Source organism: Okibacterium sp. HSC-33S16 (assembly GCF_024171565.1).
GTDB lineage: Bacteria > Actinomycetota > Actinomycetes > Actinomycetales > Microbacteriaceae > Mycetocola_A.
In genome coordinates, this window is sequence record NZ_JALJZZ010000001.1 from 340,148 (window position 1) to 366,865 (window position 26,718).

The window sequence follows — 26,718 nt, forward strand, 5'->3', positions numbered from 1 at the left end:
GCGCCCTTCCCCTGGCGTCACACCACCGCGAATTACATCAACACCGGAATGAGACCATGGTCACCTTCATCCTGAAGCGGATCGGATCGGGACTTGTCGTACTCGCGGCGATCTCCTGCCTGACCTTCTTCCTCCTGTACTTCTCAAGCACGAACATCGCCCGCAATATCCTCGGCGAGTACGCAACACCCGAGCAGGTCGCTGCCAAGCAGTCCGAACTCGGGCTCGACCAGCCCATCCTCACCCGCTTTGCAACGTGGGTGGGCAACGCCCTCACCGGCGACTTCGGGACCTCATGGTTCACCAACGAACCCGTCGTCCAGTCGCTTCTGACCCGACTTCCGGTCACCCTCGCACTCGTTGTTACCTCCATCCTGATCATCGCCGTCCTGTCGACACTCATCGGCGTTGCTGCCGCGGTGAAGCGGGGATGGATCGACCGCGTCGTGCAGACCGCCGCGGTCATCGGAGACGCGATTCCCAACTTCGTCCTCGCGATCGTCTTCGTCACGATTTTCGCCATTCAGCTCGGGTTCTTCCCGGCCACAAGCAGCATCCAGCCCGGCGCAGACGCCGGAGCCTGGGTCGCTTCCCTCACCCTTCCGGTAATCGCCCTCGTGATCAGTGGGCTGACCAGTGCTGCCCAACAGGTTCGAAGCGCCGTCATCAAGCAGCTCGAAAAGGACTACGTGAGGACGCTCCGCAGCCGCGGCATCTCTGAAGGCGTGATCCTCTTCAAACACGTTTTGCGCAGCGCTGCGCCGGCCGGTCTCACCGTGTTGAGCCTTCAGTTCATCGGAATGCTCGGCGGTGTCGTCATCATCGAGCAGATCTTCGCCCTCCCCGGGATGGGCGCCCTCGCCGTTCAGTCGACCACCCTCGGGGATACCCCCCTCGTGATGGGCGTCGTGCTCTACACGGTCATCATCGTCATCATCGTCAACCTGCTCGTGGACCTCGCGAACGGCTGGCTCAACCCCAAGGTGCGTGTCTCATGAGCGAACCCGTTGAAATCAAGGCAAGTACGGCCACTCTGGCCAGGACAAACGTCTTCAAGCGCATACTCAAGAACCCCCTGGGCATCTTCGCGGTCGCCGTTCTCACGATCATGGTTCTCGTGGCCATTTTCGCGGGCTGGATCGCCCCCTTTGGTGAGAACGCCGCCAACATCGGCAAGACCCTGTCAGGGGCCGACTCGGTCAACCTGCTCGGAACCGACAGCGCCGGCCGAGACACCTTCAGCCGCCTGGTTTACGGTGCCCAAACGACGCTGCTGTCGGCGCTACTCTGTGCAGCGGTCGCCATTGCGATTGGGCTGCCAGCTGGCCTCATCGCCGGCTACTACTCCGGTCCGTTCGACTCCGCTGCGAACTGGGTCGTCAACGTCCTGATGGCGCTGCCCGGCATCATCGTCCTGCTCACCATCCGCGCGGCCTTCGGACCGTCGGTGTGGATCTCGATGATCGCATTCGGCATCCTCATCAGCCCCGGCTATTTCCGCCTCACCCGGACCGCCGTGCAGTCGGTGCGCAACGAACTGTATGTTGACGCCGCCCGGGTCTCCGGACTGAGCGACGCTCGAATCATCACCCGCCACATCTTCTCGGTGGTGCGCGCACCGATCATCATCCAGACGGCCATCGTCTGTGGTGTCGCAATCAGCATCCAATCAGGACTGGAATTCCTTGGACTCGGTGACCCGACGGTCGCGACCTGGGGCGTCATGCTGAGCGAGGGGTTCAAGAACGTCTACCTCGCTCCCACGCTGCTGCTCTGGCCGGCTCTCGCCATTGGCCTCGCGGTCGGCTCGCTCGTGCTCCTCGGCAACGCCGTGCGCGATGCCCTCGAGGACCGTGAGAAGGTCACGGTCTCCAAGCGCAACGACCCGCCAACGGTTGCCCTGCAGATGCAGCGCGGTCCGCGGAAGAAGAAGGCGGCGAATGTCGAGGTCGGTACCGAGAAGCACCTCGTCAAGGTGTCACACCTCGCCATCGGTTACCCGCAGGCGAACGGGACTCTGAAGCCCGTCGTGAACGATGTCTCCTTCACGGTCGACCGAGGTGAAGTGCTGGGGATCGTCGGCGAGTCCGGATCCGGTAAGTCACAGACCGCCTTCTCCATCCTCGGGCTGCTCCCGCCGGAAGCGCGGATCATGTCCGGCAGCATCCAGTTCGACGGTGAGTACACCGTTGAGCCGGGGGAGGACACCGTAAACCAGGGCCGCCTCTCCGCGCTCCGCGGGAAGCGCATCTCCTACATTCCGCAGGAGCCGATGTCGAACCTCGACCCGGCATACACGATCGGTTCCCAGCTCGTCGCTCCGATGGTGACCGTGCTGGGCATTTCGAAGGCGGAAGCCAAGAAACGTGCACTCAAACTGTTGTCCGACGTCGGCATCGTCGACCCGGCGCGCACCTTCGGCGCGTACCCGCACGAGGTCTCCGGCGGAATGGCGCAGCGCGTACTCATCGCGGGTGCGATCAGCTGTGAGCCGGACCTCATCATTGCCGACGAGCCGACAACCGCGCTCGACGTGACCGTGCAGGCAGAAGTGCTGGATCTCATCCGTGACCTTCAAAAACGACTCGGTGTCGGTGTCATCCTTGTGACCCACAACTTCGGCGTCGTTGCTGACCTCTGCGACCGTGTCGTCGTCATGCAGGCCGGTCGCCTCGTCGAGGGCGGACAGGTGCGCGAGATTCTCGGCGCGCCGCAGGACCCGTACACGATCACCCTCCTCGACTCCATGCTCGAGAACAAGAAGCCCATGACGATGCTCGTCAGCCAGGGAGGAACCACATCATGACCGGTGCATTTCAGGACGACTTGCTCGTCGTCGACGACCTCGTTGTGGAGTACCCCAGCAAGGGCTTCCGCAAGAAACCGTTCCGTGCACTTACCGACGTGTCGATCCGTATCGGGCAGGGCGAGACCCTCGGTCTTGTGGGGGAGTCGGGCTCCGGCAAGACGACCCTGGGCCGTGCCGTGCTCGGCCTGGCCCCGGTCACCGCCGGAACCATCACGTTCGAGGGCGAAGACATCAGCCATGCGAGCCGCAAGCACCGGCAAAAGCTGAGCCGTGACCTGCAGGTGGTGTTCCAGGACCCGTATACCTCGCTCAACCCGGCCATGGAGATCGGCGACATCCTGGCTGAGCCGCTCACCATCCAGGGCATCGGGCCCACCGAGTCGAAGGCACGGGTCAAGGAGCTGCTCGACCACGTCAACCTGCCCTCCGACGCGTTGCACCGCCAGCCCCGTGAGTTCTCGGGCGGCCAGCGCCAGCGGGTGGCCATCGCCCGGGCGCTCGCCCTGTCGCCCAAGCTCATCGTCTGCGACGAGCCGGTATCTGCGCTCGACCTCACCACACAGGCCCGCGTGCTCGACCTGTTCCTGCAGATTCAGCAGGACACCGGCGTCTCCTATCTGTTCGTCTCACACGACCTCGACGTGGTGCGGCACATCAGCCACCGAGTCGCCGTCATGTACCACGGCGAGATTGTCGAGCAGGGGCCGGCGGCGCAGGTCACTGTCTCCCCCGAGCACCCGTACACGCAGCGCTTGCTGCTCGCATCGCCGGTGCCGGATCCTGACCGCCAGGAGGAGCGCCGGGCCAACCGTCGGCGCCTACTCGACGAGCAACGCGCCTCGGCCGAGCTCGCCGCGGCGGGGGCGTGAGTGCCGTGCCGTGCGATAGCGTAAGAGCAATACGGGCCGGTCGAACGGCCACGCGCGATGCGCACGCCCAGAGGAGATACCGTGTCGAGTGAGAGCGTCGAGGAGCACGCCACCAACGTCGTGCCCAAAGCGCGAACGGCCGCGCGGGGCGGGCGTCCAGCGAAGACAGCGCCGACCATTTATGACGTCGCCGAGCTGGCTGGGGTGAACCCGTCAACCGTGTCTCGCGCACTGAGCCAGCCCGGTCGCATCAACATCAAGACCGAAGAGCGCATCCACGCCGCAGCCAAGACGCTCAACTATCGGCTCAACCCGATGGCTCGGGCGCTGCCGACCGGTCGCACCAGCACCCTCGGCCTGCTGCTCGCTGACATCACCAACCCGATGATCTTCGGCATCGTCCGTGGTGCCGAGCACGCTGCCGCTGAGCAGGGCTATACCCTGGTCATCGCCGAATCGCAGGAGTCGGGGGAGCGTGAGGCGTCAACGGCTCAACGCATCCAGCCCTCGGTTGACGGCCTCATTCTTGGCACCACCCGACTGAGCGACACGCAGATCCAGGAGCTCGCGACGAACAAGCCGCTCGTTCTCATCAACCGAGACGTCGAGGGAGTCGCCAGTGTGCTGCCCGACGTCAACCCGGGGATCGACGGGGCGCTCGCGCACCTTGAATCGCTCGGACACCATTCGATCGCCTACCTCTCGGGCCCGGCCAACTCGTGGATGAGCGGCACCCGCTGGGCAAGCCTGCTCGAACGTGCCGTCGCGCGCGGCATGAACGTCGTCGAGATCGGGCCCGGTGTGCCGACCCTCGACGGCGGCCGCGCCGCGCTGACCCGTGTGCTTGCTTCCGGCGTCACGGCGGTGGTCGCATACAACGACCTGATGGCGATTGGCCTGCTCCAGGCCGCGGGCGATGAAGGCATCTCGGTGCCCGATCGCTTCAGTCTCGTCGGCTTTGACGACATCTTCGGTTCTGATTTCACCACGCCGGCCCTCACGACGATTCGCACGCCGCTCGCCCGGGCGGGTGCCCGCGCGGTCCGCCACGCCCTCGCGCTGGTGAGCGGAACAGCCGACGAATCGTCGACCGCTGCCGACAACGACGAAAAAATTGAAACCGAGCTTGTCATTCGGCAATCGACGGGGCCTGCGGCCTCTTAACTTCTTCTCCATGACGGATGCCGTCGCGCACGACGTGCGTGACGGCATCCGTTATTCGAATTCAGGCATACGAAAAGGCGCCCCCTCGCGGGAGCGCCTTCGTCGTCTGCCTCGAACGGCTTAGAACAGGTTGCTGTAGCCGAGGGCGACGAGGTTGTCGTATGAGGTCTGCAGGGCGTCGAAGACATCGCGGCCGTAGAGGTCGTCCTGCTCGACGAGCAGGTACTGCACCTCGCTGGCCAGGCTCTCCTCAATGATGGCGCGGAAGTCGAGGTTGCCCTCGCCGACCTCGGCGAACTGAACGACTCCGGTGAACGCGGCCATGAAGGTCTTGTGGTCGCCCGTGGCGAGGGCGGCAAATGCTTCGTCGGGGATCTGTCCGATGCGGTAGTCCTTGAGGTGAACCATGGCCACCCGGTCACGGTACTTGCGAATGGTCGAGACGGGGTCGAGCCCACCGCGCTGCACCCAGTGCACGTCGATCTCGAGTCCCATGTCGGGCGCGCGGTCGGCGATGATGTCGAGCAGGTGCTTGCCGTCGTACTTTGCGAACTCAACGTGGTGGTTGTGGTAGTACAGGCTGATGCCCTCGTCGGCCAGGCGGCGGGCGATGGCGTTGGTCTCGTCGGCGAACTCGAGCACCTTGTCGAGTGAGCCCATGGCGTCGAACGGCAGCATGCCGATGCGCAGCATGGTGGTGTCGAGGGTGCGGCAGTCGGCGACGATCTTGTCGAAGTCGGCAGTCAGCGATTCGCCGGGCATGCCAGCGGGAACACGCAGTGCCGCTGACAGTGCGGCGATATTCATTCCGAGCTCGTCGCGAGCGCGTGCCAGTTCGGCCACGTTCTCGGTGGTCATCGGGATCTGTGACACTTCTACGGCGTGGTAACCGATGCCGCTGATCTTGCGCAGCGTCTCGAACGGTCCCACCTCCGCGAAGCTGTTCTTGAGCATCATTGCCTGGACGCCGATAGTGGCCACGTGAGTTCCTCCGTTGGATCTGGGCTGCCGTCGTTGGAAGCCGATTGCCGTTGTGGGAGTCGGTGAAGATTCCCTACGGTGTTGCCCTCAGTCTGTCATGAGGTTACGATGTTTGGCAACCGGTTGACAACGATATCGCAGCCGACAAGATTATCCATATGAAGGTGTGTCAATGAAGCTGCAACTCGATCCAGACCGGCTCTTTCCGGTCGACCCCTCCACGCGCTCGATCGCCCGTGCCCTGTACGAGCAGGTGGAGAGCCTGCCGATCATTTCGCCGCACGGTCACGTCGACCCGGCAATCCTCGTCGAGGACCAGCAGTTCCCCGACCCCGCTGAGTTGTTCATCCGCTATGACCACTACGTCACCCGGCTCATGCACGCGGCCGGCATCGACCTCGACCGGCTGGGCATTCCGAACCGCACGACAGGGAAGCCGGCGGCCTCCCCGCGTGAGGTGTGGCGCACCTTCAGCGAGAACTGGCACCTCTACGCCGGAACGGCGTCGGGCTATTGGTTGCAGTCGACGTTCGCGCAGATCTTCGGGATCGACGTCCAGCCGAGCGCTGACAACGCCGACGCCGTCTATGACACGATCCAGAGCGCCCTCGATACCGACGCGTTTCGCCCGCGCGCCCTGTTCGAGCGGTTCAACATCGAAGTTCTCGCCACCACTGACGACCCGATGGACTCGCTGGCGCCGCACCAGGCGCTCGCCGCTGACCCGACGTTCTCGGGTCGCGTGCTCCCGACGTTCCGCCCAGACGCCTACCTCAATCCGGCAACCCCGGGCTGGGTAGACAAGGTGGCAGCACTCGCCGACTGGAACGGTTCCGCCGTGGGCAGCTACGCCGGCTACGTCGAGGCGCTCACCGGTCGCCGCCGATACTTCGTCGAGAATGGTGCGGTTTCGGCCGACCACGGCGTACTCCAGCCGCTCGCGGTTGACCTCGACCCGGCCGAAGCGGCAGCCCTGTTCGCCAAGGGCCTCGCCGGAAACCTCTCCGACGCCGAGTCGCGCGCCTTCGCCGGTCACATGCTGCTCGAGAGCGCACGCATGAGCACCGAAGACGGACTCGTCATGACCGTGCACCCGGGCGTCTACCGCAACCACTCGAGCGAGACCTTCGCGACGTTCGGCCCCGACACCGGCCACGACATCCCGGTCACAACGACCTACGTCGAGAACCTGCGCCCGTTGCTCGAGAAATACGGCAACAACGCCGACTTCCACCTCGTCCTGTTCAGTGTCGACGAGACGGTGTACTCACGCGAAGTGGCACCGCTCGCTGGCTTCTACCCGAGCGTGTACATCGGTGCACCGTGGTGGTTCCTCGACGCTCCCGACTCCGTCCTCCGCTTCCGCTCGGCCGTCACCGAAACCGCGGGCTTCTACCGCAGCTCCGGCTTCATCGACGACACCCGGGCGTTCCTCTCCATTCCGGCTCGCCACGACATGGCTCGCCGCCTCGACTCCGCGTTCCTCGCCCGACTCGTTCGTGAAGGACGCATCGACGAACAGGCCGCTGGCCGAATCAACGTCGACCTCGTCGACTCGATGCCTCGAAAGGTCTTCAAACTGTGACGAACACCGCTTCCGCTCCCCGTCCGCTCAACCGCTCCACATTCGCCAATTCGAATCGAGCGGATGCTTCGCGGGGCATCCGCATCGTCCACGTCGGTCTCGGCGCTTTTTCGCGTGCGCACCAGGCCTGGTACACCGAGGTCGTTGACGAAACGGGGGAGTGGGGGATCGCTGCCTTCACCGGTCGGAACGCAACGGCGGCCAATGAACTCGCCCCGCAGGACGGGTTGTTCACGCTGATCGAGCGCTCGGCTGCTGGCGACTCCGCAACGATTGTCTCGAGCATCGTTGAGGCCGTCGACGGCGCCAATCTCAACCGTTTTGTCGAGCTCCTTGCCGCGGCACCCACCGCACTCGTGACGCTCACCGTCACCGAGGCGGGCTACCGGCTGACTGCGAACGGCGAGCCCAACCGCGACGATGCCGCAGTGAACCACGACATCGACTGGCTCAGCTCGGCGCTCGGTGACAACCTTGACGAATCGTTCGACGGTGGACCCGTCACGACACTCGGGCGCCTCGTCCTCGGTCTTCACGTCCGGCGACTCGCCGGTGCTGGCCCGCTTGCCATCGTGCCGTGCGACAACATGCCCGACAATGGCCCGTTCGTGAAGTCGGGGATTCTCGCGCTCGCCCGGCTGGCGAACGCTGAGACCGCGAGCTGGATCGCAGGCAACGTGTCCTTCGTGTCCACGTCGGTTGACCGCATCACGCCCAAGACCACAGCGGCCGACAGTGAAACGGCCGCAGCGCTCACCGGCTTCGCTGACCGTGCTCCTGTCGTCACCGAGCCCTTCCGCGACTGGGTGCTCTCCGGGGATTTCCCGGCCGGCCGCCCCGCATGGGAGAAGGCCGGCGCCCGGTTCGTCGACGAAATTGAACCGTTCGAGCGACGCAAACTGTGGCTGCTCAACGGCGCGCACAGCCTGCTGGCCTACGCCGGTCGACTGCGCGGCCATGAGACGGTCGCCTCAGCCATCACGGACGCAGTATGCCTGACCTGGGTGAACGAGTATTGGGACGCGGCCTGCGCCCACCTCGGCGAGGACCTTGACCTCGACGCCTACCGCGCGGCGCTTCTCGACCGGTTCGAGAATGCCCGCATTGAGCACCGCCTGGCCCAGATCGGCATGGAGGGAGTGACCAAGCTCCGCGTCCGTGCTGCTCCGATCATCCTCGCCGAGCGCGCCGCTGGGCGCACGGGCCAAGCGCCGATCCGGGCGATCGGCTCCTGGGCAGCGTTGGTGATGTCTGGAGCCGATCTGGCTGATGCTGCGGCCGACGGCATCGCCGCCGCTCTCGCGTCAGGCGGGGATGTGCTCACTGAGCTCGTGCGCCTCATCGATCCGCGGCTTGCGGAGGATGCGTCGGTGCTTGCCGGCATCCGTTCGGTTGCCACCGAATCGTTGCCGACTCACGCATAATTCCGGGGCGGAACCTCTCGAACCGAGAGGTTCCGCTCTTATTTTGGCAACCGTTTGCCAAATGCCCAAAATCGTGCTTGAATGTACTTCATCAGGTCGCAGGCTTTCCCGTCTGCTCCACATATTTCGCAAGGACGCGGTTCGCAACGACGCGTAAGGAGACACCCATGACGGCACTGTCCGCACACCTGTCCCTGCCGCTCGTTGCCATACCCTCGACCTCGCACCGGCGCGTTTCTGACGCCGACTTCTTCGGCAACTCCGCCCGTATGGCGAGCACCAGAACTGGTGGAGTTGCCGGATTCCTCGACAGGGCGCTGTGCTCTGCCTTCCTCGTATTCACATCATCGGAAGAGCAGTAGCCGACGCGCTGCCCTTCGGGTAAAGGAGCCCCCATGACAACCTCGGCCACCGAGGCGCCCCAAGCGGCGCTTGGCAAGCTGCCGAAGATCAGCATCATCGGCTACGGTGCCGGCGACGCGGCGAACAATCTGGCGTTCACGACCGCCACGATGTTCCTGCTGATCTATTACACCGACGTTGCGGGTATTTCCGCCGCTGCGGCTGGAACCCTGCTGCTCGTCGTTCGCGTTTTCGACGCCTTCGCCGACTTGCTGGCTGGCCGAATTGTTGACCGCAGCTACAGCAAGCGCTTCGGAAAGTTCCGCCCCTTCCTCATGTTTGGTTCGGTTCCGCTCCTGCTTTTGAGCGTTGCGACCTTCTCGATCCCGCAGATCGGCGAGACCGGCATGCTGATCTACGCGTACCTCACCTACGCGGCCCTCGGCCTGGCATACAGCCTCGTCAACATCCCGTTCGGGTCACTCGCTGGCGCTATGACGCAGGATCCCAGTGAGCGGGCCAAGCTCGCGAGCGCTCGCACCATTGGCGCGATGATCGTGGGCGCCGGCCTCGGCATCTTCGTTGCACCGCTGATCACCCCCGAAAACGACCTGCAGTCGATCTTCACGTTCATGACCCTCGGCTTCGTGGTCGTCGGAACTGCGCTCTACTTCTTCACGGCCTTCACCGCGAAAGAGCGTGTGCGGCGCGATGTTCCTCACGTCACCATGAAGCAGAGCTTCGCCATCCTGAAGAGCAACAAACCGCTCGTCATGCTCTGCATCAGCTCGTTCGTGTTCCTCACTGGAATGCTCGCGCTCAGCACAGTTCAGCTGTATTACCTGCGCGACGTCCTCCACGCGCTTCCGCTCTACGCGGTCTTCTCTATCCTTCAGCTGGTCATCACCTTTGGCCTCGCGGGCTTCGTGCCCAAGATCGTCCGCACTTTGGTAAGCGGGCTGCATACATGGTGGGCGGCGGGATTATGGGCTTCGGTGGCCTCATCGTCTTCCTCGCACCGCCGAGCATGGTGTGGTTGGGCTTCACCGGATTGGTCGTCGCGCAGCTCGGAATTGTCCTCGTCAACATGCTGGTGTGGGCGCTGGAGGCCGACACGGTCGAGTACGGCGAGTGGAAGACCGGTGTTCGTGCCGAGGGCATCGTCTACGCGCTCTTCTCCTTCACGCGCAAAACCGGACAGGCCGTCGGTGGCGCTCTCGCCGCATACGCCCTCGCTTGGGGCGGTTACGTCTCCGGCGGTGCCGTTCAGTCGGTCCAGGCCGAGTGGGGCATCCGCGCCGGCGCTGGCCTGATCCCCGTCGCCGCAGCGGTCATCGCAATCGCCATCATGATCTTCTACCCGCTGACCGACAAGAAGCACAAAGAAATCGTCGCTGAAATCGCCGAACGCCGCCTCACCCGCGGCTCGGCAGCGCCGATGGACCCGTCGCTCTCCACTGCGGCATTCATCGTCAACCGCGCACAAAGCACTCCCACCGAATAATCCTTCTCGTTCGCACCGTCGAACGTCATCGCTACGCAAAGGGAAACCCATGAAAATCGAAAAAGCTGAAGTCATCGTCACGAGCCCTGACCGCAACTTCGTCACACTTAAGCTCACCACCGAAGACGGAGTCACCGGTCTCGGCGACGCAACCCTGAACGGTCGTGAACTGGCCGTCGTGTCCTACCTCACCGAACACGTCGTACCGCTGCTGATCGGTCGCGAAGCACACAACATCGAGGACACCTGGCAGTTCCTGTACCGCAGCGCGTACTGGCGTCGCGGACCGGTCACGATGGCTGCCATCGCTGCGGTCGACGTCGCGCTCTGGGACATCAAGGCCAAGGTTGCCGGCATGCCGCTGTACCAGCTTCTCGGCGGCGCTTCGCGTACCGGCCTCATGGCATACGGTCACGCCTCGGGCAAGACCCTGCCCGAATTGTTCGACAGCGTGCGCGAGCACCAGGAAAAGGGCTACAAGTCCATTCGTATCCAGACCGGCGTCCCCGGCCTCAAGTCGATCTACGGCATTGCGTCGAACGCGACGTTCGAAGCCAACAAGGGCGTTCGCTACGACCACGAGCCCGCCCAGCGCGGTGCACTGCCCAACGAGGAAGACTGGGACACCCGCAGCTACCTGCGCCACGTACCCACCGTGTTCGAGGCCGTGCGCAACGAGTTTGGCCCCGAGATCCCGCTCCTTCACGATGGTCACCACCGTATGACGCCGATCCAGGCCGCGAAGCTGGGCAAGTCCCTCGAGCCGTACGACCTGTTCTGGCTTGAAGACTGCACACCGGCCGAGAACCCTGAGGCCCTTCGTCTGGTTCGCCAGCACACCACGACGCCACTGGCGATCGGCGAGATCTTCAACACGGTCTGGGACTACCAGCAGATCATCCGCGAGCAGCTCATTGACTACGTGCGCAGCGCCGTGACGCACACTGGTGGAATCTCGCACCTCAAGAAGGTGCTCGACTATGCCGCGCAGTACCAGATCAAGTCGGGCATGCACGGACCGACCGATATCTCGCCGGTTGGTATGGCTGCAGCCATGCACTTGGGCATGTCCATCCACAACTTCGGAATTCAGGAGTACATGCAGCACGGCGAGAAGACCAACAGCGTCTTCGAGCAGTCCTTCACCTGGAATGACGGAATGCTGCACCCGGGCAACAAGCCGGGTCTCGGCGTTGAGCTCAACGTCGACGAAGCAGGCAAGTATCCGTACGCCACGGCTTACCTGCCCTACAACCGTCTCGCCGACGGTACCGTCCACGACTGGTAGACGGTAGATCTCGTCGGATGTCAGTGAACACCACAGTTCCCGAGGGCACACAGATTGTCGTGATGGGGGTGTCGGCGTCGGGGAAGAGCACGATCGGGGCGCTCATTGCCGGTGCCCTCGGGGTCCCCTTTGTCGATGGAGACGCACTGCACCCGCAGTCCAACATCGAGAAAATGGCGGGCGGACATCCGCTGAATGATGACGACCGTTGGCCGTGGCTCGCCATCGTCGGGGAAACCCTGGCGACGGCGGGTGCGGCCGGCACCGGTATGGTCATCGCCTGCTCGGCGCTCCGCCGAGGCTACCGCCAGGCGATCATCGACAACGCGCCGGAGGTGCGATTCATCCACCTTGACGGCAGCCGGGAAGTACTCGCTGCTCGGATCGAGGGACGCAGCGATCACTTCATGCCGCCCAGCCTGCTCGATTCGCAGTTTGCGACCCTCGAGCCCCTCGCCGAGGACGAGCCGGGGATCGTTGTCAACATCGACCAGACGGTTGCGGCCATTGTCGCTGAAGCGGTCGAAGCCATCACCGGGAATCAGAACGCCGCCTAGGTCTCGAGTCGAGCGATGTCGCGGTGACCGGACCGCTGTCGAGCCGCGTGCCGTGATTCCCGCCTCGCCACTGAACGATGCCTCGCGCGGCATGCTGTAGACTCGACGATTGAACTTCGGCGAGGGATGCTGCCTGCTTACGCAATCTGCGGCATCCGTTATCGACGCGGTGGGCAAGGCATCCACTTTTCTTACCCAAGAACTGGCTTTTCCTCACGCTGACATGCGTTCGAGTTGATTCGTAGCCGGTCATCCGGCTACCCAGACCACACGGAGCACCGCTCCGGTAAGCGAAAGAGCTGCAAAGCTCACCAAAGGAGAAACCATGGCTGACGAGAACAAAGTTGTCGCAGAAGTCCGTACCAAGTTCGGCAAGGGCGCTGCCCGCAAGCTCCGCGCCTCCGGCAAGATCCCGGCCGTTATGTTCGGTCGCGGCACCGAGCCCAAGCACCTCGCGCTTCCCGCGCACCAGGTGAGCCTCATCATCCGCAAGTCGAACGCTCTTCTCGAGCTCGACATTGAGGGCGAAGAGAACCTCGCGCTCGTCAAGGACGTGCAGAAGGACCCTGTGCTCCGCATCATCGAGCACCTCGACCTCATCGTCGTCATCAAGGGTGAGAAGGTTGTCGTCGACATCCCCGTGCACCTCGAGGGCGAGACCGCAGCTGGCACCGTTCACAATCAGGACGCCAACACGCTGTCGATCGAGGCAGAGGCAACGAACATCCCCGAGAACATCGTTCTGTCGATCGAGGGTCTCGAGGCTGGTACACACATCCTCGCAAAGGATGTCACCCTGCCCGCCGGCTCCACCCTGCTCAGCGACCCCGAGCTTCTCGTTGTCGCCGTTTCTGAGCCTGAGGCCGAGGAAGCCGACGAAGCAGCTGGCGAGTCCACCGAGGCAGCAGCCGAGTAACTCGACGTACATCCGGGGCCTGTCGGCTCGCGAATTCGACTCAATCGGATTCTCGGGCCGGCAGGCCACTCGGCTTAAGGGGCGCGCGTGCTGTGGCGAAGGAAGAAGGAACCGATCGTGTCTGAGAACACGTGGCTCGTCGTTGGACTGGGTAACCCCGGTCCGGGATACGCGGGCAACCGACACAACGTCGGCCAGATGGTGCTCGATGAACTTGCTCGACGGATTGGTTCAACCTTCACCCGGCACAAGACTCCAGCCGTGGTCGCCGAGGGCTTTCTCTCTCCGGGCGGTCCCAAACTCATTCTCGCCAAGCCGAACAGCTTTATGAACCTGTCAGGCGGGCCGGTCTCTGCGCTGCTCCGCTTCTACTCGCTCGACCCGTCGCGCCTGATCGTCGTCCACGACGAGCTCGACATTCCCTTCGACAGCCTGAAACTGAAATCTGGTGGCGGGCACGGCGGACACAACGGCCTGCGTGACATCGCCAAGGCCGCGGACACTCCCGACTTCATCAGGGTTCGCGTAGGTATCGGACGGCCGCCCGGACGGCAGGACCCGGCGGACTTCGTCCTGAAGGACTTCGGCTCCACCGAGCGCGCTGCGCTCCCTACTCTTCTCGCAGAAGCCGCGGATGCGGTGGAACTCATCGCAACGGAGGGGCTCGCAGCGGCGCAGTTGAAAGTGCACTCGAGAAGCTAACAGCGCAAGCCCCGCTTCGGTGTCAGTGCGCGTGCGTAAACTGATTCGGTGATCCTTTCGGGCTTAATCGCAGCACTTTCGCGCGCCTCCACTTTCGACAACGCTCTTTCGTATTCCACGAGAGACGCTGATTTCTCCGTCACCGATGGGCTGCGTGCACCTCTGCTCGCCGGGCTTCTCGAAGAGCGCGGCCGCGCGGATAAGCCCGCGTGCCTGTTCGTCGTCACTCCAACCGGGCGAGATTCCGAGCAACTTCGGGCGGCCCTCGCCGATGTGTCCCCGGAAGCGACAATCGTTGACTTCCCGGCATGGGAGACGCTCCCACACGAGCGGCTGAGCCCGAGCGCCGAGATCGTCGGCAAGCGCCTCGCTGCCCTGCGGACAATGAAAGCCTGGACGGGAGCCAAGCCGCTCATCGTCGTCGCTGCCGTGCGTGCTGCGCTCCAGCCCGTCGCCGATAACCTCACAGACACCGACCCGATCGAACTGGTTGCTGCCTCACGCGGCCACGATCTGGCTGAACTGGCCGTGCAGCTCGTCGAGCTGGCCTACGTCCGGGTCGACATGGTGTCGCGGCGTGGCGAATTTGCCGTGCGTGGTGGCATCCTCGATGTCTTCCCTCCAACGGCCGATCACCCGTACCGGGTTGAGTTCTTCGGTGACGAAGTCGAACAGATTCGCGCTTTTTCCGTCGCCGACCAGCGATCCATTCCGGATGTCATTTCCAGCGTGTCCCTTCCGCCCAGCCGCGAGTTGTTGTTGTCAGAGTCGGTACGCCAGCGGGCCCGTGAGATGCGCGACGAATTTCCCAGCATGTCGGGAATGCTCGAAAAGATCGCCAACGGCATTCCGGTCGAAGGAATGGAATCGCTGGCTCCCGCCCTGCTTGACCGGCTCGTACCGGTGAGTCACTACTTGCCAGCTGGTACGGCTGTTGCCGTGATGTCCCCGGAGCGGGTGGCAACGCGCGCCATCAGCCTCGCCGAAACGAACCGGGAATTCCTGGCTGCGGCGTGGAGCGCTGCCACCGCAGGCGCCCAGGCACCGATCGACCTCGAGAGCGGTGAGTTCATTACCCTCGGCGATCTGCGCGATGCCACGAAGTTCACGCGACCCGGGGAGCCGGCCAGCGACCACCCATGGTGGACGTTCAGTACCTTCCAGCAGGGGCCAGGCGATGTGCTTCCCGAAGAGCTGGAGATGGACGAACTCCTCGCGGTGCGCGTTGCCGCCGACCCGGTGCCAAGCTTCTCCGGCAATGTCGACGGCGCCATCGCCCACGTGGCCGAGCGCCTTCGTGACGGCTGGAGCATCGCCATCACCGCACGAGGCACCGGTCTCGTTGAGCGCGCGCGAGATGTGCTCGGCGAGCGGGAGGTGGCGGCTCGCGTCGTCGACGAATTCCCCGAGAACCCCGAGCCTGGGCTGGCCTACATCGTTCAGGCCACCACCGAATCCGGCTTCGAACTGCCCGAGATCAAGCTCGCGCTCCTCGGCGAGAACGAGTTCTATGGCCGGACGGTCGGCTACGACTCCAGGCAAGTGAAAAAGCTGGCGTCCCGACGGAAGAACGTCGTCGACCCGCTGCAGCTCAAGCCGGGCGACTTCGTCGTCCACCAGACGCATGGCATCGGCAAGTTCGTTGAGCTCACCCAGCGCGAGGTCTCCAGCGGCGGCCGCAACGCGACCAAGACCCGGCGCGAGTACCTCACCCTCGAATACGCTCCTTCGAAGCGTGGTTACCCTGGAGACAAGCTCCTGGTGCCGACCGACCAGCTGGACCTGCTGAGCCGCTACGTCGGAGGCGAAGCGCCTCAACTGTCGAAAATGGGCGGAAGCGATTGGGCCCAAGCCAAGGGCCGTGCCCGTAAGGCTGTCCGCGACATCGCCGTTGAGCTCGTCAAGCTGTACTCGGCTCGCATGGCATCGAAGGGATTCGCCTTCAGCAAGGACACCCCGTGGCAGCGGGAGCTTGAAGAGGCGTTCCCGTTCGCGGAGACCCCCGATCAGCTGACCACCATCGATGAGGTCAAGGCCGACATGGAGCGGCCCATTCCCATGGACCGGCTGCTGTCGGGCGATGTCGGTTTCGGTAAGACCGAGGTCGCCATTCGCGCAGCCTTCAAAGCGGTGCAGGACGGCAAGCAGGTGGCCATGCTCGTGCCGACCACTCTTCTCGTGAAGCAGCACTTCGAGACATTCTCCGAACGCTTCGCTGGCTTCCCGGTACACCTCCGGGCGCTGAGCCGGTTCCAGAGCGCCAAGGAAGCGAAGGAGACCCGCGACGGTCTTGAGCGTGGAACCATCGATGTGGTTATCGGAACCCATCGGCTGCTGAGTGAGAACATGAAGTTCAAGGACCTCGGCCTCGTCATCATCGATGAGGAGCAGCGGTTCGGCGTTGAGCATAAGGACGCCCTCAAGAAACTGAAGACCAACGTCGACATCCTGGCGATGAGCGCGACGCCCATTCCGCGCACCCTGGAGATGGCGGTCACCGGCATCCGCGAAATGTCGACTCTTGCCACGCCGCCGGAGGAACGGCACCCGATCCTGAGCTTTGTCGGTCCATACAGCGACAAGCAGGTGGGCGCCGCCATCCGCCGCGAGCTCCTTCGTGAAGGCCAGGTCTTCTTCGTTCACAACCGCGTATCGAGCATCAACCGGATTGCGGCGCAGCTCGCCGAGATCGTGCCGGAAGCCCGTATTGCGGTCGCCCATGGTCAACTGTCCGAAGCGACGCTCGAGCGCGTCGTCGTGGACTTCTGGGAGCGCAAGTTCGATGTGCTGGTCTGCACGACCATCATCGAAACCGGACTGGATATCCAGAACGCCAACACGATCATCATCGACCGAGCGGATAAGTACGGGCTGAGCCAGCTGCACCAGTTGCGTGGACGTGTCGGTCGAGGCCGCGAACGTGCATATGCCTACTTCCTCTACGACGAGAACAAGCCGCTCTCGGAGACGGCACTTGACCGCCTCTCCACCATCGCTGCCAACAACGAACTCGGCAGCGGCATCCAGGTCGCGCTCAAGGACCTCGAGATTCGCGGCGCCGGAAACCTGCTCGGCGGCGAACAGGCCGGACATATCGCCGGCGTCGGATTCGACCTCTACCTGCGCATGATTGGCGAGGCCGTGAGCAGCTTCCGTGGAGATGTGGCCGAGGGGCAGACCGAATTGCGACTCGAGTTGCCGGTCGATGCGCACATTCCCGAGGACTACGTCGACAGTGAGCGGCTGCGACTTGAGGCCTACCAGAAACTGTCTGCGGCGAGCGCCCCTGCCGCAGCCGATGACCAGATCGACCTGGTCCTCGACGAGCTGACCGACCGCTATGGGGAGCCGCCGGCACAGGTACAGAACCTCATCGCGGTGTCACGGTTGCGGCAGCGCGCCCAGCGGGTCGGGTTGGGCGAGCTGGTGGCCATGGGCAGCAACCTCCGTGCGGCACCCGCGAACCTGCCGGATTCGCTGCAAGCGCGACTGCGCCGGATGTACCCCGGCGGCAAATATCTGGCCCAGGCCAATGCGTTGATCGTTCCGATGCCCGAGAAGCACGGCGAGAAGCTCACCGACGCTGAACTGATTGCTTGGGTGAAGCAGTTCCTCGACGCCCTGTTCCCGTTGCCCGTCGCCGAGAAAGACACCGCCGTACAAGGCGCCGCGACCGCGTGAGTCATGGAGAACCCCCGTTCGTGCATGGAATAGTCTCTTCCACAGACACCAACGGAGGTTCTTCATGGCATTCACCGTCGCGAACGCACGGGTACTGATCACCGGCGGTGCGTCGGGAATGGGCAGGCTGTATGCCGAACGCGCCGTTCGGGAAGGCGCATTGTCTGTCACCCTCTGGGACATCGAGCCGCTCACTCTCGATTCCACAGCGAGCACCCTCTCTGGCTACGGCACCGTCATCCACACCCGCGTGGTCGATGTGTCGAAATTGAATGATGTACGGGATGCTGCGAGTAGCGAACTCGCCGAAGGTCGCGTTCCTGACGTTCTGATCAATAATGCGGGCATCGTCCGCGGTAACGCTTACTTCTGGAACACCGACTCCGAACGCGATACTGAACCGACCATGCGGATCAACGCGATCGCACCCATGCACGTCACGCGGGAGTTCCTGCCCGCGATGATTGCTGATCGCTCGAAGCAGAAGCGGATCCTCAACGTGGCGTCCGCTGCCGGCACTCTGGCCAACCCCCGGATGAGCGTCTACGCGGCGTCGAAGTGGGCGTTGATTGGCTGGAGCGACTCGGTCAGGCTCGAACTCGAGCGCTCGGGCAACGGGCACGTGAAGATCACCACTTTCTGCCCCTCCTATGTCACGACGGGCATGTTCGAGGGTGCACGCGGGCCACTGCTCACGCCGCTCCTGGCCCCGGACGTTGCGGTGGCGCGAGCATGGCAGGCCATGCTGTCCGGCAAACCGTTCCGGCTGACGCCCTGGACCGTGAGCCTGGCCCGCGGGCTCAAGGGGGTCCTTCCTACGGCGGTGTGGGACCAGGTCGCAGACAAGGTGTTCGGGGTCTACTCGACGATGGACGACTTCACAGGCCACGCCGATACCGTTGCATCGGATCCGGCCGAGCCAGCGAAGGAAACGAGACCGTGACGATCACCGACACCGAGACATCCGCTCGCCCCCTGGATATCCAGGCGACACTGAGCGAGCTGCGGCGAACGTTCGCGCGCGGAACGACAAAGCCGCTCGCGTGGCGGCTGCGCCAGCTGCGGGCACTCAAACAGATGCTCGTCGAACGCGGGCCGGAACTCGAAGACGCCCTGGCTGCCGACCTCGCGAAAAACGCGACCGAGGCACAGCTGTCTGAAATCGGACCGGTGATCGGAGAGATCGACCACGCACTGCGGCACCTGCGCTCGTGGGTGCGCACCCGACGGGTCGCCGTTCCGCTGACGCTCGCCCCCGCATTCGGCCGGGTGGTTCGTGAGCCGCTCGGCGTCGTCCTGGTCATCGGTCCATGGAACTATCCCGTGCAGCTCACCGTCACGCCGCTCGCTGGCGCGCTGGCCGCTGGCAACGCCGTTGTGGTGAAGCCGAGCGAGCTCGCGCCGGCGACGTCGGCGCTTCTGGCCCGCCTGATCCCGCAGTACCTCGACCGGTCGGCCGTTCGGGTCATCGAGGGGGGAGTAGAGGAGACCACCGAACTGCTCCGCGAGCGCTTCGACCACATTTTCTACACCGGCAACGGAGCGGTGGGCCGGATCGTCGCCCGCGCCGCCGCCGAACACCTCACCCCGGTCACTCTCGAGCTCGGCGGCAAGTCACCGGTGTTCATCGATGACAGCGCCGATCTCGCCGTTGCCGCTCGGCGCATCGTCTACGCCAAGTCGCTCAACGCGGGGCAGACCTGCGTCGCCCCCGACTACCTGCTCGCGACGCCGCGCACGGCGGCCGCGCTGCTGCCGCACCTGAAAGACGCCATCGCCGAGTTCTACGGTCCGACCCCGCAGGACAGTGCCGACTTCGGGCGCATCGTCAACGCGCGGCACTTCGACCGCCTCACCGGCCTGATCGCCGACCGGAAGGTCAGCCTGGGCGGCGGTTTCGACGCCGAGACACGCTACCTCGAGCCGACGGTGATCGATGGTGTCGACGTGGACGATCCGCTCATGGCCGAGGAGATCTTCGGTCCGATCCTCCCCATCGTTCACGTCTCGGGCGTCAGCGACGCCATCGACATCATCACGGCGCGCGACAAGCCACTCGCTCTCTACGTGTTCACGGCGCGCAGATCAGTCGAGCGCCGTTTCCTCCGCGAAACGTCTTCGGGCGCGGTCGGCATCAACGTGCCAGCCGCGCACCTGCTCGTCCCGCGGCTGCCCTTCGGCGGGGTGGGCCCGAGCGGCAGTGGCCGCTACCACGGCAGTTACTCGATCGACACGTTCAGCCACACGAAGGCTGTGTTGTCGAAGCCGCTGAACCCCGACACGCTGCGCCTGATCTACCCGCCGTTCACCGAACTGCGTGACCTCCTCGTGCGCTTCGTCGTCGCTCGAACCGGGCGATCACGACGGTGACCGGCGGCTTTCGGCAGATGGACGCGCTCGCCGCGTCGATGAGCGCCGTCCTTGACCGGTGCGTCTGGAGTCAGACCATGACGCACGAGTCGCTTGTGACCTATCTCGTTGAAGAGAGCTACGAGCTCATCGATGCGGTCGAGGCCGGCGACCGTGACGCCCTGCTCGAAGAGCTTGGCGACGTCCTGCTGCAGGTAGTCTTCCACGCGGAGATCGCCCGCCGCACCCCGGGTGAGGAATTCAGTCTCGACGACGTCGCACGCGCCGCGAACGAGAAGATGATTCGACGGCATCCGCATGTCTTCGGCGACGAAGTCGCCCTCACCGTAGACGACGTCTACCGGGTCTGGCGTGCAGCGAAGGCTCGCGAAAAGGCGTCACGCACGAGTGTCCTCGAGGGCATCCCGCAAGCAATGCCCGCCCTGGCGCTCGCCGATAAGGTGCTCGGCCGGGTCGCGCAATCGGGAATCACTATTTCTCGAACGGATGCTGTTCCGCCGCCGGTTTTCGACGATGAGGCTGAGCTCGGTGCCCTGCTGCTCGCCATTTCGGCGAGCGCGAACAGTCGCGGGCTCGACGCCGAGCGGGCACTGCGAGCTGCCCTGCGTGGGGTCCAGGATGAGCTTCGCAACGCCGAGGACGCGGCTCGCGTGCCGCCGTCCGACCAGGGACCATCCGCACCCTGAGTCCCTCTGGATCGAGGCGACTGATCCTGCGTGCCAGAATTGGAGTATGGCTCCTGGCGTAACTCCTCCCCGTGGCATGCGAGATTTCCTCCCGGCAGAGAAGGCGCGACGAGAGCACGCGCTCGGTGTGATCCGCCGGGTGTACTCAAGCTTCGGTTTCGATGAGATCGAGACCCCCGTCGTCGAAGACTACGCACGCCTGCACTCGGGTCTCGGCGGAGACAACGAAAAGCTCGCCTTCAACGTGCTCAAGCGCGGACTCACCGGCGACGACCTCGCCCAGCCCGCCGAGACCGGCGACCTCTCGACGCTCACCGACCTGGGTCTCCGCTTCGACCTCACCGTGCCCCTTGCCCGGTTTTACGCGACCCACCGCGCCGACCTTCCGCCGGTGTTCCGGTCCATCCAGATCGCACCGGTCTGGCGAGCCGAGCGCCCGCAGAAGGGGCGCTACCGCCAGTTCGTCCAGTGCGACATCGACATCATCGGTGAATCCGGTCCGCTCGCCGAGATCGAGTTGATCACCGCGACAGCCGCAGCGCTCCGTGAGCTCGGCCTCGCCGGCTGCCGCATCCGCATCAACGACCGCCGTCTGCTCACCGGAATGCTCGACGTCTTCGGTTTCGATGCGGCCGAGCGCTCGCAGGTTCTCATCACCATCGACAAGCTCGACAAGGTCGGGGTCGGGGGAGTGCTTGAGGAACTCCGGTCGCGCGGTGCCACCGCCGGTGCCGTCGACGCGCTCGAGCTGTTCCTCACCCGGGTCGCCCCGGAGAACCCTGGTCAGTTCGGCGAAGCGGCGATTCGCGCGCAGCTGCCCGACGGCATCGACGACACCGTTATCGCCGAACTTGCCTCCATCGGCACCGCCGCGGAGCAGGCCGACGCTGCGGCGACCGGTCGTGACGTGAACGACACCCCCTTCGTGGTCTTCGACCCGTTCCTCGTTCGCGGCATGGGCTACTACACCGGGCCGATCTTCGAGATTGAGCATCCCGAACTCGGCTACTCGCTCGGCGGCGGCGGCCGCTACGACGGCATGATCGGCCGGTTCCTCGGCTCCGATGTGCCTGCGACCGGCTTCTCGATCGGTTTCGAACGGATCGTCGACCTCGTTTCGTTGCCCGAAGCATCCGTTTCAGAAGCGATCGTCCTGATCTACGACAAGACCGTGCCGCCGGCAGCTCTCGTGTCGCTTAAGGCGGAACTCGTGAGCACCGGGCGTCGCGTTCGGCTGGAACCGCGCGCGAAAAACCTCAAGGCCTTGCTCGCGCGTGTGCAGGCGGCGGGATTTGGTGCGTTCGCCTTTGTGGCCGATGAAACGGCATCCGCTGCGGACCTGGAGATCAAGCCGCTGGGCTGACGTGCGGGTGGTACCGACACGGTGCCTGCTGGCAAAGACCACAAAGCGCCGGCCCGGGTGTATGCACCCGGGCCGACGGCCGTTTCTTTCTGGGGGTTATGCCTCCTGTGCGGTGGCTGACATCATGCGCCGGATGATCAGTGCGGCCGCACCGAGGACCAGGACGAGCAGCACGATCCAGAGCATCGGGGAGCCGGCCAGCTCGGACAGGCTGAACGCTGCAGCACCGCTGTGCAGCTCGGCGCTGCCGTCGTCGATTTGAGTGTTGCCCGCTGCGAGGGACGCAGCGCCGTCGGCGAGGGTGGTGGTGCCGTCGTTGAGGGTGCCAGCACCGTCTGCGAGTTCCGCCGTTCCCTCAGCCAGGCTTGTCGATCCGGCGTAGAGGGCAGCCAGTCCGGTGTTGAGCGTCGCCGATCCGGTCGCGAGAGCGCCGTTACCCGTTGACAGGGTTGCCGCGCCCGTCGCCAGCTTGTCGTTTCCGGCGGAGAGAGACGACGCACCGGTCTGCAGCTCCATCAGTCCGGCGTTGAGGGTTGTCGCGCCGGCGAACAGGGTGTTCACTCCGGTCGAGAGCGCTGTGGCTCCGGTGGAGAGTGTGGTGCTGCCATCTTGGAGCTTCGCCATACCCGGGAGGATCTGGGTCGCGACGCCGGCGTTGAGCTCTGCTGCGCCCCCGACCAGAGCAGGAAGGTTGGTTCTGTACAGAAGTCCGCCGGGGAAACCATCCGGATCGACAGCGCCACTGGGCAGGAGATCTGGCGCTCTGTTGCTGAGTCCGTCACGGAGCGCTTCTGTGCCTCCTACCAGAGTCGGAAGGTTGGTGCTGTACTGCAGCCCTCCGGGGAAACCACCCGGAACCAACTCGCCCTTTTCGTCAAGATCCGGTCCCCTTGTGCTGAGGCCATCACGGACCAATGCGGTACCACCCACGAGCGCCGGGATGTTGTCCTTGTAGAGCAATCCGCCGGGGAAGCCTTTCGGGATCGGAACGCCCTGCGCGTCCAGGTCAGGTCCTCTGTCGCTCAGATATGCGGCGATGGCTGAGGTGCCCCCGACGACGGTGGGGAACTTACCGAGGGCTTGCATGGCCGTGGGCATCGTAGCGGTGGAAGTAGTCATCCCTGCCAGGTGCTTGGTCGTCTCCGCGACCGAGCCCGTCAGTTTTTTCGCTCGTTCGATCGCCTCTTTAGTTTCCGTAATGGCGCCGACGTTCGTGACGGCATCTTTTTCAAGCGTGGTCAGGAGAGAAGTCAGCGTGGTCGTCAACGAGTCAGCCTCTCTAGCGGCAGCCGTGTTGGTCGTCTCGGCGGCAGGAACAGCCTGCTGCACCGCATTGACGAACGGAGCAATCTGCGCTGCCCCCGTCGAAACTTCGCGCGCACTGGTTCCCAATTCCGCGACCTTACCGTTAAGCCTTAGGGCTCCTTCGGCCACGTCAGCGGCCCCCGGGTGAAGGGACGTCTTAACTGCAAATTGGAGCTTGCCCGCTCCGGTCGCCAGCTCTGAAGCGCCGGGGAGCAGTTTGCCTTCGATGGCGGCTTGAATCTTTGCCGCGCCCTCGGAGACCTGCTTCGCACCCGGAGCGACCTTCCCGGAGAGACCGGCATAGAGAGCCTGTGCTCCCGCGTTCAGTTCGGTAGCACCATCAGCCACCTGGCCAGCGCCGCCCGACGCGGACGCCGTTCCGGCGGCGAGTGCTTTTCCACCGCCTGCGGCTTTTGTCGCGCCGGCAGAAACCTTCGCAGCGCCCTCGGCGGCGCTGGTTGCTCCGGTTGACAGAGTGAGCGCGCCGTCGGCGGCCGTCTGTGCTCCCGTGGCGAGTTTGACCGCCCCATCCGCTGCAGTCTGAGCCCCCGTCTCGAGCGACACTGCGCCATCGGCTGCCGCCTGCGCACCTGTTGCAAGCTTCCCAGCGCCGTCGTCGAGGTCACCCGCGCCGTCGGAGACGAGCGTCGCTCCCTCTGATGCCTCGGAGGCACCGGCCGTCAGCCTCGCCGCTCCATCAGTGATCTTCTGAGTGAAATAGAAGAAGAAGGCGAGGCCGGCCACCATGAGGACGGCAAGCACTGCGGTCGAGATTTTCCAGGCAAGCACCGGTGCTTGGTCTGAAGGGGACGTTCTACTCACGAGGAAACTCCTGTCTTCGGGCGCGCCACAAAGGCAGCAGACGGTGTTCCCGAGGGCGGGGCGGAACTCGATCTGTCTTCGTTGACGTACCGTTAGTTCGGGTGCCGGATTGACCGGCCGGGATGGGCAAGGCTGTTCGTGCTCCCAAGCCGTGGTTTGTGACCTCACCTCGGTCAATTCACGTCTACGGTGATGCGAATTGAAGGTTGCCTGGCAGCAGGCCGAACGTAACAGTGTTGGCGAGCGTGGTACACGACTGCTTCGAATTGTTGAGGATCTCTACAACGAGCCCTTCGTCGCGAACCCCTGCGTTGTGCACCGACTGCAACTATGCCGCCCATACAGGGGAGTATCCGGTCGTAACGGCCCCTCCCGCGAGGAACGCTCATGGCTAGACTGGCTCCGGGTCAACGTCGCTCCACACAATCCACTGGCAACACCTTGAACAGGAGAAATACTGTGGCACTCATTGAGGCTGTAGGCGCTCGCGAAATATTGGACTCCCGGGGAAACCCGACGGTAGAGGTCGAGGTTCTGCTCGACGACGGAACCGTCCAGCGAGCGGCTGTACCGTCGGGCGCCTCGACGGGCGCATTCGAGGCTTACGAACTGCGCGATGGTGACAGCGACCGTTACCAGGGCAAGGGTGTCCTCAAGGCTGTGGATGCGGTTCTCGATGAGATCAGCCCGGCCGTCGAAGGCCTCGAAGCCGACGACCAGCGCCTGCTCGACAAGGTCCTCATCGAACTCGATGGTACGGACAACAAGGAGCGCATCGGCGCAAACGCCATTCTCGGTGTGAGCCTCGCCGTTGCCAAGGCCGCGGCCGACGCAGCCGACCTGCCGCTGTACCGCTACCTCGGTGGACCCAACGCACACGTTCTTCCCGTACCGCTGCTCAACATCATCAACGGTGGATCGCACGCCGACAACGACGTTGACATCCAGGAATTCATGATCGTTCCGCTGGGTGCAGAGAGCTTCTCTGAGGGCCTTCGCTGGGGCGTCGAGACCTACCACGCGCTGAAGGCGCTGCTGAAGTCCAAGGGACTCGCCACCGGACTGGGTGATGAGGGCGGATTCGCGCCGAACCTGCCGAGCAACCGTGCAGCACTCGACCTCATCGTCGAAGCAATCACAAACGCAGGATTCACGCCGGGCAAGGACATCGCGCTTGCGCTTGACGTCGCAGCCACCGAATTCTTCAAGGACGGCTCGTACCACTTTGAGGGCAAGCAGCTCTCGGCTCAGGAGCTCAGCGCCTACTACGCGGAACTCGTCGAGGCATACCCGCTCGTCTCGATTGAAGACCCGCTGGAGGAAGAGGACTGGGAGGGCTACCAGCACCTCACCGCCGAACTCGGCAACAAGGTGCAGATCGTTGGAGATGACCTGTTTGTTACCAACCCGAGCCGCCTCGGAAAGGGAATCGAGCTTAAGGCCGGTAACTCTATCCTCGTGAAGGTCAACCAGATCGGTACCCTGACCGAGACGCTCGACGCGGTTTCGCTCGCGCAGCGCTCGAGCTACACGGCGATCCTGTCGCACCGCTCGGGTGAAACCGAAGACACCACCATCGCCGACCTGGCCGTTGCCACCAACGCCGGCCAGATCAAGACCGGTGCGCCTGCCCGGTCCGAGCGTGTCGCTAAGTACAATCAGTTGCTGAGGATCGAAGAAGAGCTGGGTGAGTCTGCCGTATACGCAGGCCGCAGCGCTTTCCCGCGTTTCACGGCGTAGTTTCCGGACACTCCCGGTGGCGCGTTGCGCTGCCGGGAGTGTTCTTTTTTGGGTTTACGCCGTACAACATTGCAATTGAGAGGGGCCGGTTACGTGGCTAAGCGACCACACCCCACACGCAGGGGCGCTCAGCGTGGCGCAGCACAACCGGGTGTCCCCGTAGCGGAAAGCGAGGCTGGAAACTGGCTTCGCGGCATCCGTTTCTCAGGATTTTCGCTCCTTATGATGGGGGTCGTCGTTCTTGGGGTTATCGTGGTCGGCCCGAACCTCAAGGCGTACATCGACCAGCGGCAGCAGATCGCGGCTCTGCAGGAGTCGGTGGATCAGAGCTCGGCCGATATCGCCGACATCCGGGATGAGCGCGAGCGCTGGAACGACAGCACGTTCGTGATGACACAGGCCCGCGACCGCCTCTACTACGTCAACCCGGGTGAGATCAGCTTCATCGTGATCGACGATGTCGACGCTGGGGTCGTTGGTGAAGACGAGGCGCCGGTCAGCGACAGCCTCAAGGAAACGCAGATCAACTGGGCCGAGTCGATGCTGGGGTCGCTGGTCAACGCCGGCTACGCAGACGTGGTCTCCGGCGACGGTCAGGGATAATAGGTCA

21 protein-coding genes and 1 pseudogene are annotated in these 26,718 nt (G+C 64.1%); 20 read left to right on the forward strand and 2 right to left on the reverse strand.

All coding sequences use genetic code 11. The features are described 5' to 3' along the window. Positions 1-56 precede the first annotated feature (56 nt). From L1277_RS01645 to L1277_RS01660, 4 genes are all read left to right on the forward strand, one after another. On the forward strand, positions 57-998 hold the full coding sequence (locus L1277_RS01645) for an ABC transporter permease (RefSeq protein ID WP_253374613.1): 942 nt from the start codon (positions 57-59) through the stop codon (positions 996-998). Beyond that, the gene (locus L1277_RS01650; RefSeq protein ID WP_253374614.1) at positions 995-2,806 is read left to right on the forward strand and encodes a dipeptide/oligopeptide/nickel ABC transporter permease/ATP-binding protein; all 1,812 of its coding nucleotides are present in this window, start codon (positions 995-997) and stop codon (positions 2,804-2,806) included. The genes L1277_RS01645 and L1277_RS01650 overlap by 4 nt, the downstream gene beginning before the upstream one ends. Then, positions 2,803-3,678, forward strand: coding sequence for an ATP-binding cassette domain-containing protein (locus L1277_RS01655; RefSeq protein ID WP_253374615.1), 876 nt, complete (start codon positions 2,803-2,805; stop codon positions 3,676-3,678). The genes L1277_RS01650 and L1277_RS01655 overlap by 4 nt, the downstream gene beginning before the upstream one ends. Before the next feature lie 81 nt (positions 3,679-3,759). Then, positions 3,760-4,842 (forward strand): LacI family DNA-binding transcriptional regulator, encoded by a 1,083-nt coding sequence (locus L1277_RS01660; RefSeq protein WP_253374616.1) that lies wholly within the window; start codon positions 3,760-3,762, stop codon positions 4,840-4,842. Between the two features lie 120 nt (positions 4,843-4,962). On the opposite strand, the gene L1277_RS01665 is transcribed toward L1277_RS01660, so the two are convergent. Continuing rightward, positions 4,963-5,823: a sugar phosphate isomerase/epimerase gene (locus L1277_RS01665; protein WP_253374617.1), complete on the reverse strand. Its 861-nt coding sequence runs from the start codon at positions 5,821-5,823 to the stop codon at positions 4,963-4,965. 172 nt (positions 5,824-5,995) lie between these two features. Here L1277_RS01665 and uxaC point away from each other — a divergent pair, with 172 nt between their 5' ends. The 14 genes and pseudogenes from uxaC to hisS all read left to right on the forward strand — a co-directional run bounded on the left by uxaC (position 5,996) and on the right by hisS (position 22,241). Continuing rightward, the gene (uxaC, locus tag L1277_RS01670; protein ID WP_253374618.1) at positions 5,996-7,408 is read left to right on the forward strand and encodes a glucuronate isomerase; all 1,413 of its coding nucleotides are present in this window, start codon (positions 5,996-5,998) and stop codon (positions 7,406-7,408) included. Next, positions 7,405-8,832 carry a mannitol dehydrogenase family protein gene (locus L1277_RS15730; RefSeq protein ID WP_253374619.1) on the forward strand — a complete coding sequence of 476 codons (1,428 nt, stop codon included), beginning with the start codon at positions 7,405-7,407 and terminating at the stop codon, positions 8,830-8,832. The genes uxaC and L1277_RS15730 overlap by 4 nt, the downstream gene beginning before the upstream one ends. Before the next feature lie 167 nt (positions 8,833-8,999). Next, entirely contained in the window at positions 9,000-9,194 is a 195-nt protein-coding gene (locus L1277_RS01680) for a hypothetical protein (RefSeq protein WP_253374620.1), read from the forward strand. Between the two features lie 150 nt (positions 9,195-9,344). Then, a pseudogene (locus tag L1277_RS01685) lies at positions 9,345-10,486 on the forward strand (glycoside-pentoside-hexuronide (GPH):cation symporter); the annotation flags it as partial. Between the two features lie 36 nt (positions 10,487-10,522). Beyond that, on the forward strand, positions 10,523-10,678 hold the full coding sequence (locus L1277_RS01690) for a hypothetical protein (protein WP_253375291.1): 156 nt from the start codon (positions 10,523-10,525) through the stop codon (positions 10,676-10,678). 49 nt (positions 10,679-10,727) lie between these two features. Further along, entirely contained in the window at positions 10,728-11,966 is a 1,239-nt protein-coding gene (gene manD / locus L1277_RS01695; RefSeq protein ID WP_253374621.1) for a D-mannonate dehydratase ManD, read from the forward strand. 17 nt (positions 11,967-11,983) lie between these two features. Next, the gene (locus L1277_RS01700; RefSeq protein WP_253374622.1) at positions 11,984-12,523 is read left to right on the forward strand and encodes a gluconokinase; all 540 of its coding nucleotides are present in this window, start codon (positions 11,984-11,986) and stop codon (positions 12,521-12,523) included. A gap of 325 nt (positions 12,524-12,848) precedes the next feature. Further along, a complete protein-coding gene (locus L1277_RS01705) occupies positions 12,849-13,439 on the forward strand; it encodes a 50S ribosomal protein L25/general stress protein Ctc (protein WP_253374623.1) in 591 nt (196 codons plus the stop codon). A 117-nt stretch (positions 13,440-13,556) separates the two neighbouring features. Then, positions 13,557-14,141: an aminoacyl-tRNA hydrolase gene (gene pth, locus L1277_RS01710; RefSeq protein ID WP_253374624.1), complete on the forward strand. Its 585-nt coding sequence runs from the start codon at positions 13,557-13,559 to the stop codon at positions 14,139-14,141. A 48-nt stretch (positions 14,142-14,189) separates the two neighbouring features. Beyond that, a complete protein-coding gene (gene mfd, locus L1277_RS01715) occupies positions 14,190-17,822 on the forward strand; it encodes a transcription-repair coupling factor (RefSeq protein WP_253374625.1) in 3,633 nt (1,210 codons plus the stop codon). A 64-nt stretch (positions 17,823-17,886) separates the two neighbouring features. Then, positions 17,887-18,765 carry an SDR family NAD(P)-dependent oxidoreductase gene (locus L1277_RS01720; protein WP_253374626.1) on the forward strand — a complete coding sequence of 293 codons (879 nt, stop codon included), beginning with the start codon at positions 17,887-17,889 and terminating at the stop codon, positions 18,763-18,765. Between the two features lie 2 nt (positions 18,766-18,767). Then, entirely contained in the window at positions 18,768-20,192 is a 1,425-nt protein-coding gene (locus L1277_RS01725) for an aldehyde dehydrogenase family protein (RefSeq protein ID WP_374110160.1), read from the forward strand. A 77-nt stretch (positions 20,193-20,269) separates the two neighbouring features. Further along, the gene (locus L1277_RS01730; protein WP_308215067.1) at positions 20,270-20,878 is read left to right on the forward strand and encodes a MazG family protein; all 609 of its coding nucleotides are present in this window, start codon (positions 20,270-20,272) and stop codon (positions 20,876-20,878) included. Between the two features lie 46 nt (positions 20,879-20,924). Next, positions 20,925-22,241 (forward strand): histidine--tRNA ligase, encoded by a 1,317-nt coding sequence (gene hisS, locus L1277_RS01735; protein WP_253374628.1) that lies wholly within the window; start codon positions 20,925-20,927, stop codon positions 22,239-22,241. A gap of 96 nt (positions 22,242-22,337) precedes the next feature. Here hisS and L1277_RS15735 read toward each other — a convergent pair whose 3' ends face one another. Further along, positions 22,338-24,368, reverse strand: coding sequence for a hypothetical protein (locus tag L1277_RS15735; protein ID WP_253374629.1), 2,031 nt, complete (start codon positions 24,366-24,368; stop codon positions 22,338-22,340). A gap of 459 nt (positions 24,369-24,827) precedes the next feature. Here L1277_RS15735 and eno point away from each other — a divergent pair, with 459 nt between their 5' ends. Beyond that, the gene (gene eno, locus L1277_RS01745; protein ID WP_253374630.1) at positions 24,828-26,108 is read left to right on the forward strand and encodes a phosphopyruvate hydratase; all 1,281 of its coding nucleotides are present in this window, start codon (positions 24,828-24,830) and stop codon (positions 26,106-26,108) included. A gap of 222 nt (positions 26,109-26,330) precedes the next feature. After that, a complete protein-coding gene (locus tag L1277_RS01750) occupies positions 26,331-26,711 on the forward strand; it encodes a septum formation initiator family protein (protein WP_253374631.1) in 381 nt (126 codons plus the stop codon). The last annotated feature ends 7 nt before the right edge of the window (positions 26,712-26,718 follow it).

Excerpts from the sequence above, each read along its gene's own strand:
- L1277_RS01690 (WP_253375291.1), top strand. The coding sequence starts at position 10,523 with ATGATCTTCTACCCGCTGACCGACAAGAAGCACAAAGAAATCGTCGCT.
- L1277_RS01655 (WP_253374615.1), top strand. The coding sequence starts at position 2,803 with ATGACCGGTGCATTTCAGGACGACTTGCTCGTCGTCGACGACCTCGTT.
- L1277_RS01680 (WP_253374620.1), top strand. The coding sequence starts at position 9,000 with ATGACGGCACTGTCCGCACACCTGTCCCTGCCGCTCGTTGCCATACCC.
- manD (WP_253374621.1), top strand. The coding sequence starts at position 10,728 with ATGAAAATCGAAAAAGCTGAAGTCATCGTCACGAGCCCTGACCGCAAC.
- L1277_RS01700 (WP_253374622.1), top strand. The coding sequence starts at position 11,984 with ATGTCAGTGAACACCACAGTTCCCGAGGGCACACAGATTGTCGTGATG.
- L1277_RS01720 (WP_253374626.1), top strand. The coding sequence starts at position 17,887 with ATGGCATTCACCGTCGCGAACGCACGGGTACTGATCACCGGCGGTGCG.
- hisS (WP_253374628.1), top strand. The coding sequence starts at position 20,925 with ATGGCTCCTGGCGTAACTCCTCCCCGTGGCATGCGAGATTTCCTCCCG.
- L1277_RS01650 (WP_253374614.1), top strand. The coding sequence starts at position 995 with ATGAGCGAACCCGTTGAAATCAAGGCAAGTACGGCCACTCTGGCCAGG.
- uxaC (WP_253374618.1), top strand. The coding sequence starts at position 5,996 with ATGAAGCTGCAACTCGATCCAGACCGGCTCTTTCCGGTCGACCCCTCC.
- L1277_RS01730 (WP_308215067.1), top strand. The coding sequence starts at position 20,270 with ATGACGCACGAGTCGCTTGTGACCTATCTCGTTGAAGAGAGCTACGAG.
- L1277_RS01705 (WP_253374623.1), top strand. The coding sequence starts at position 12,849 with ATGGCTGACGAGAACAAAGTTGTCGCAGAAGTCCGTACCAAGTTCGGC.
- L1277_RS01750 (WP_253374631.1), top strand. The coding sequence starts at position 26,331 with ATGATGGGGGTCGTCGTTCTTGGGGTTATCGTGGTCGGCCCGAACCTC.
- L1277_RS01645 (WP_253374613.1), top strand. The coding sequence starts at position 57 with ATGGTCACCTTCATCCTGAAGCGGATCGGATCGGGACTTGTCGTACTC.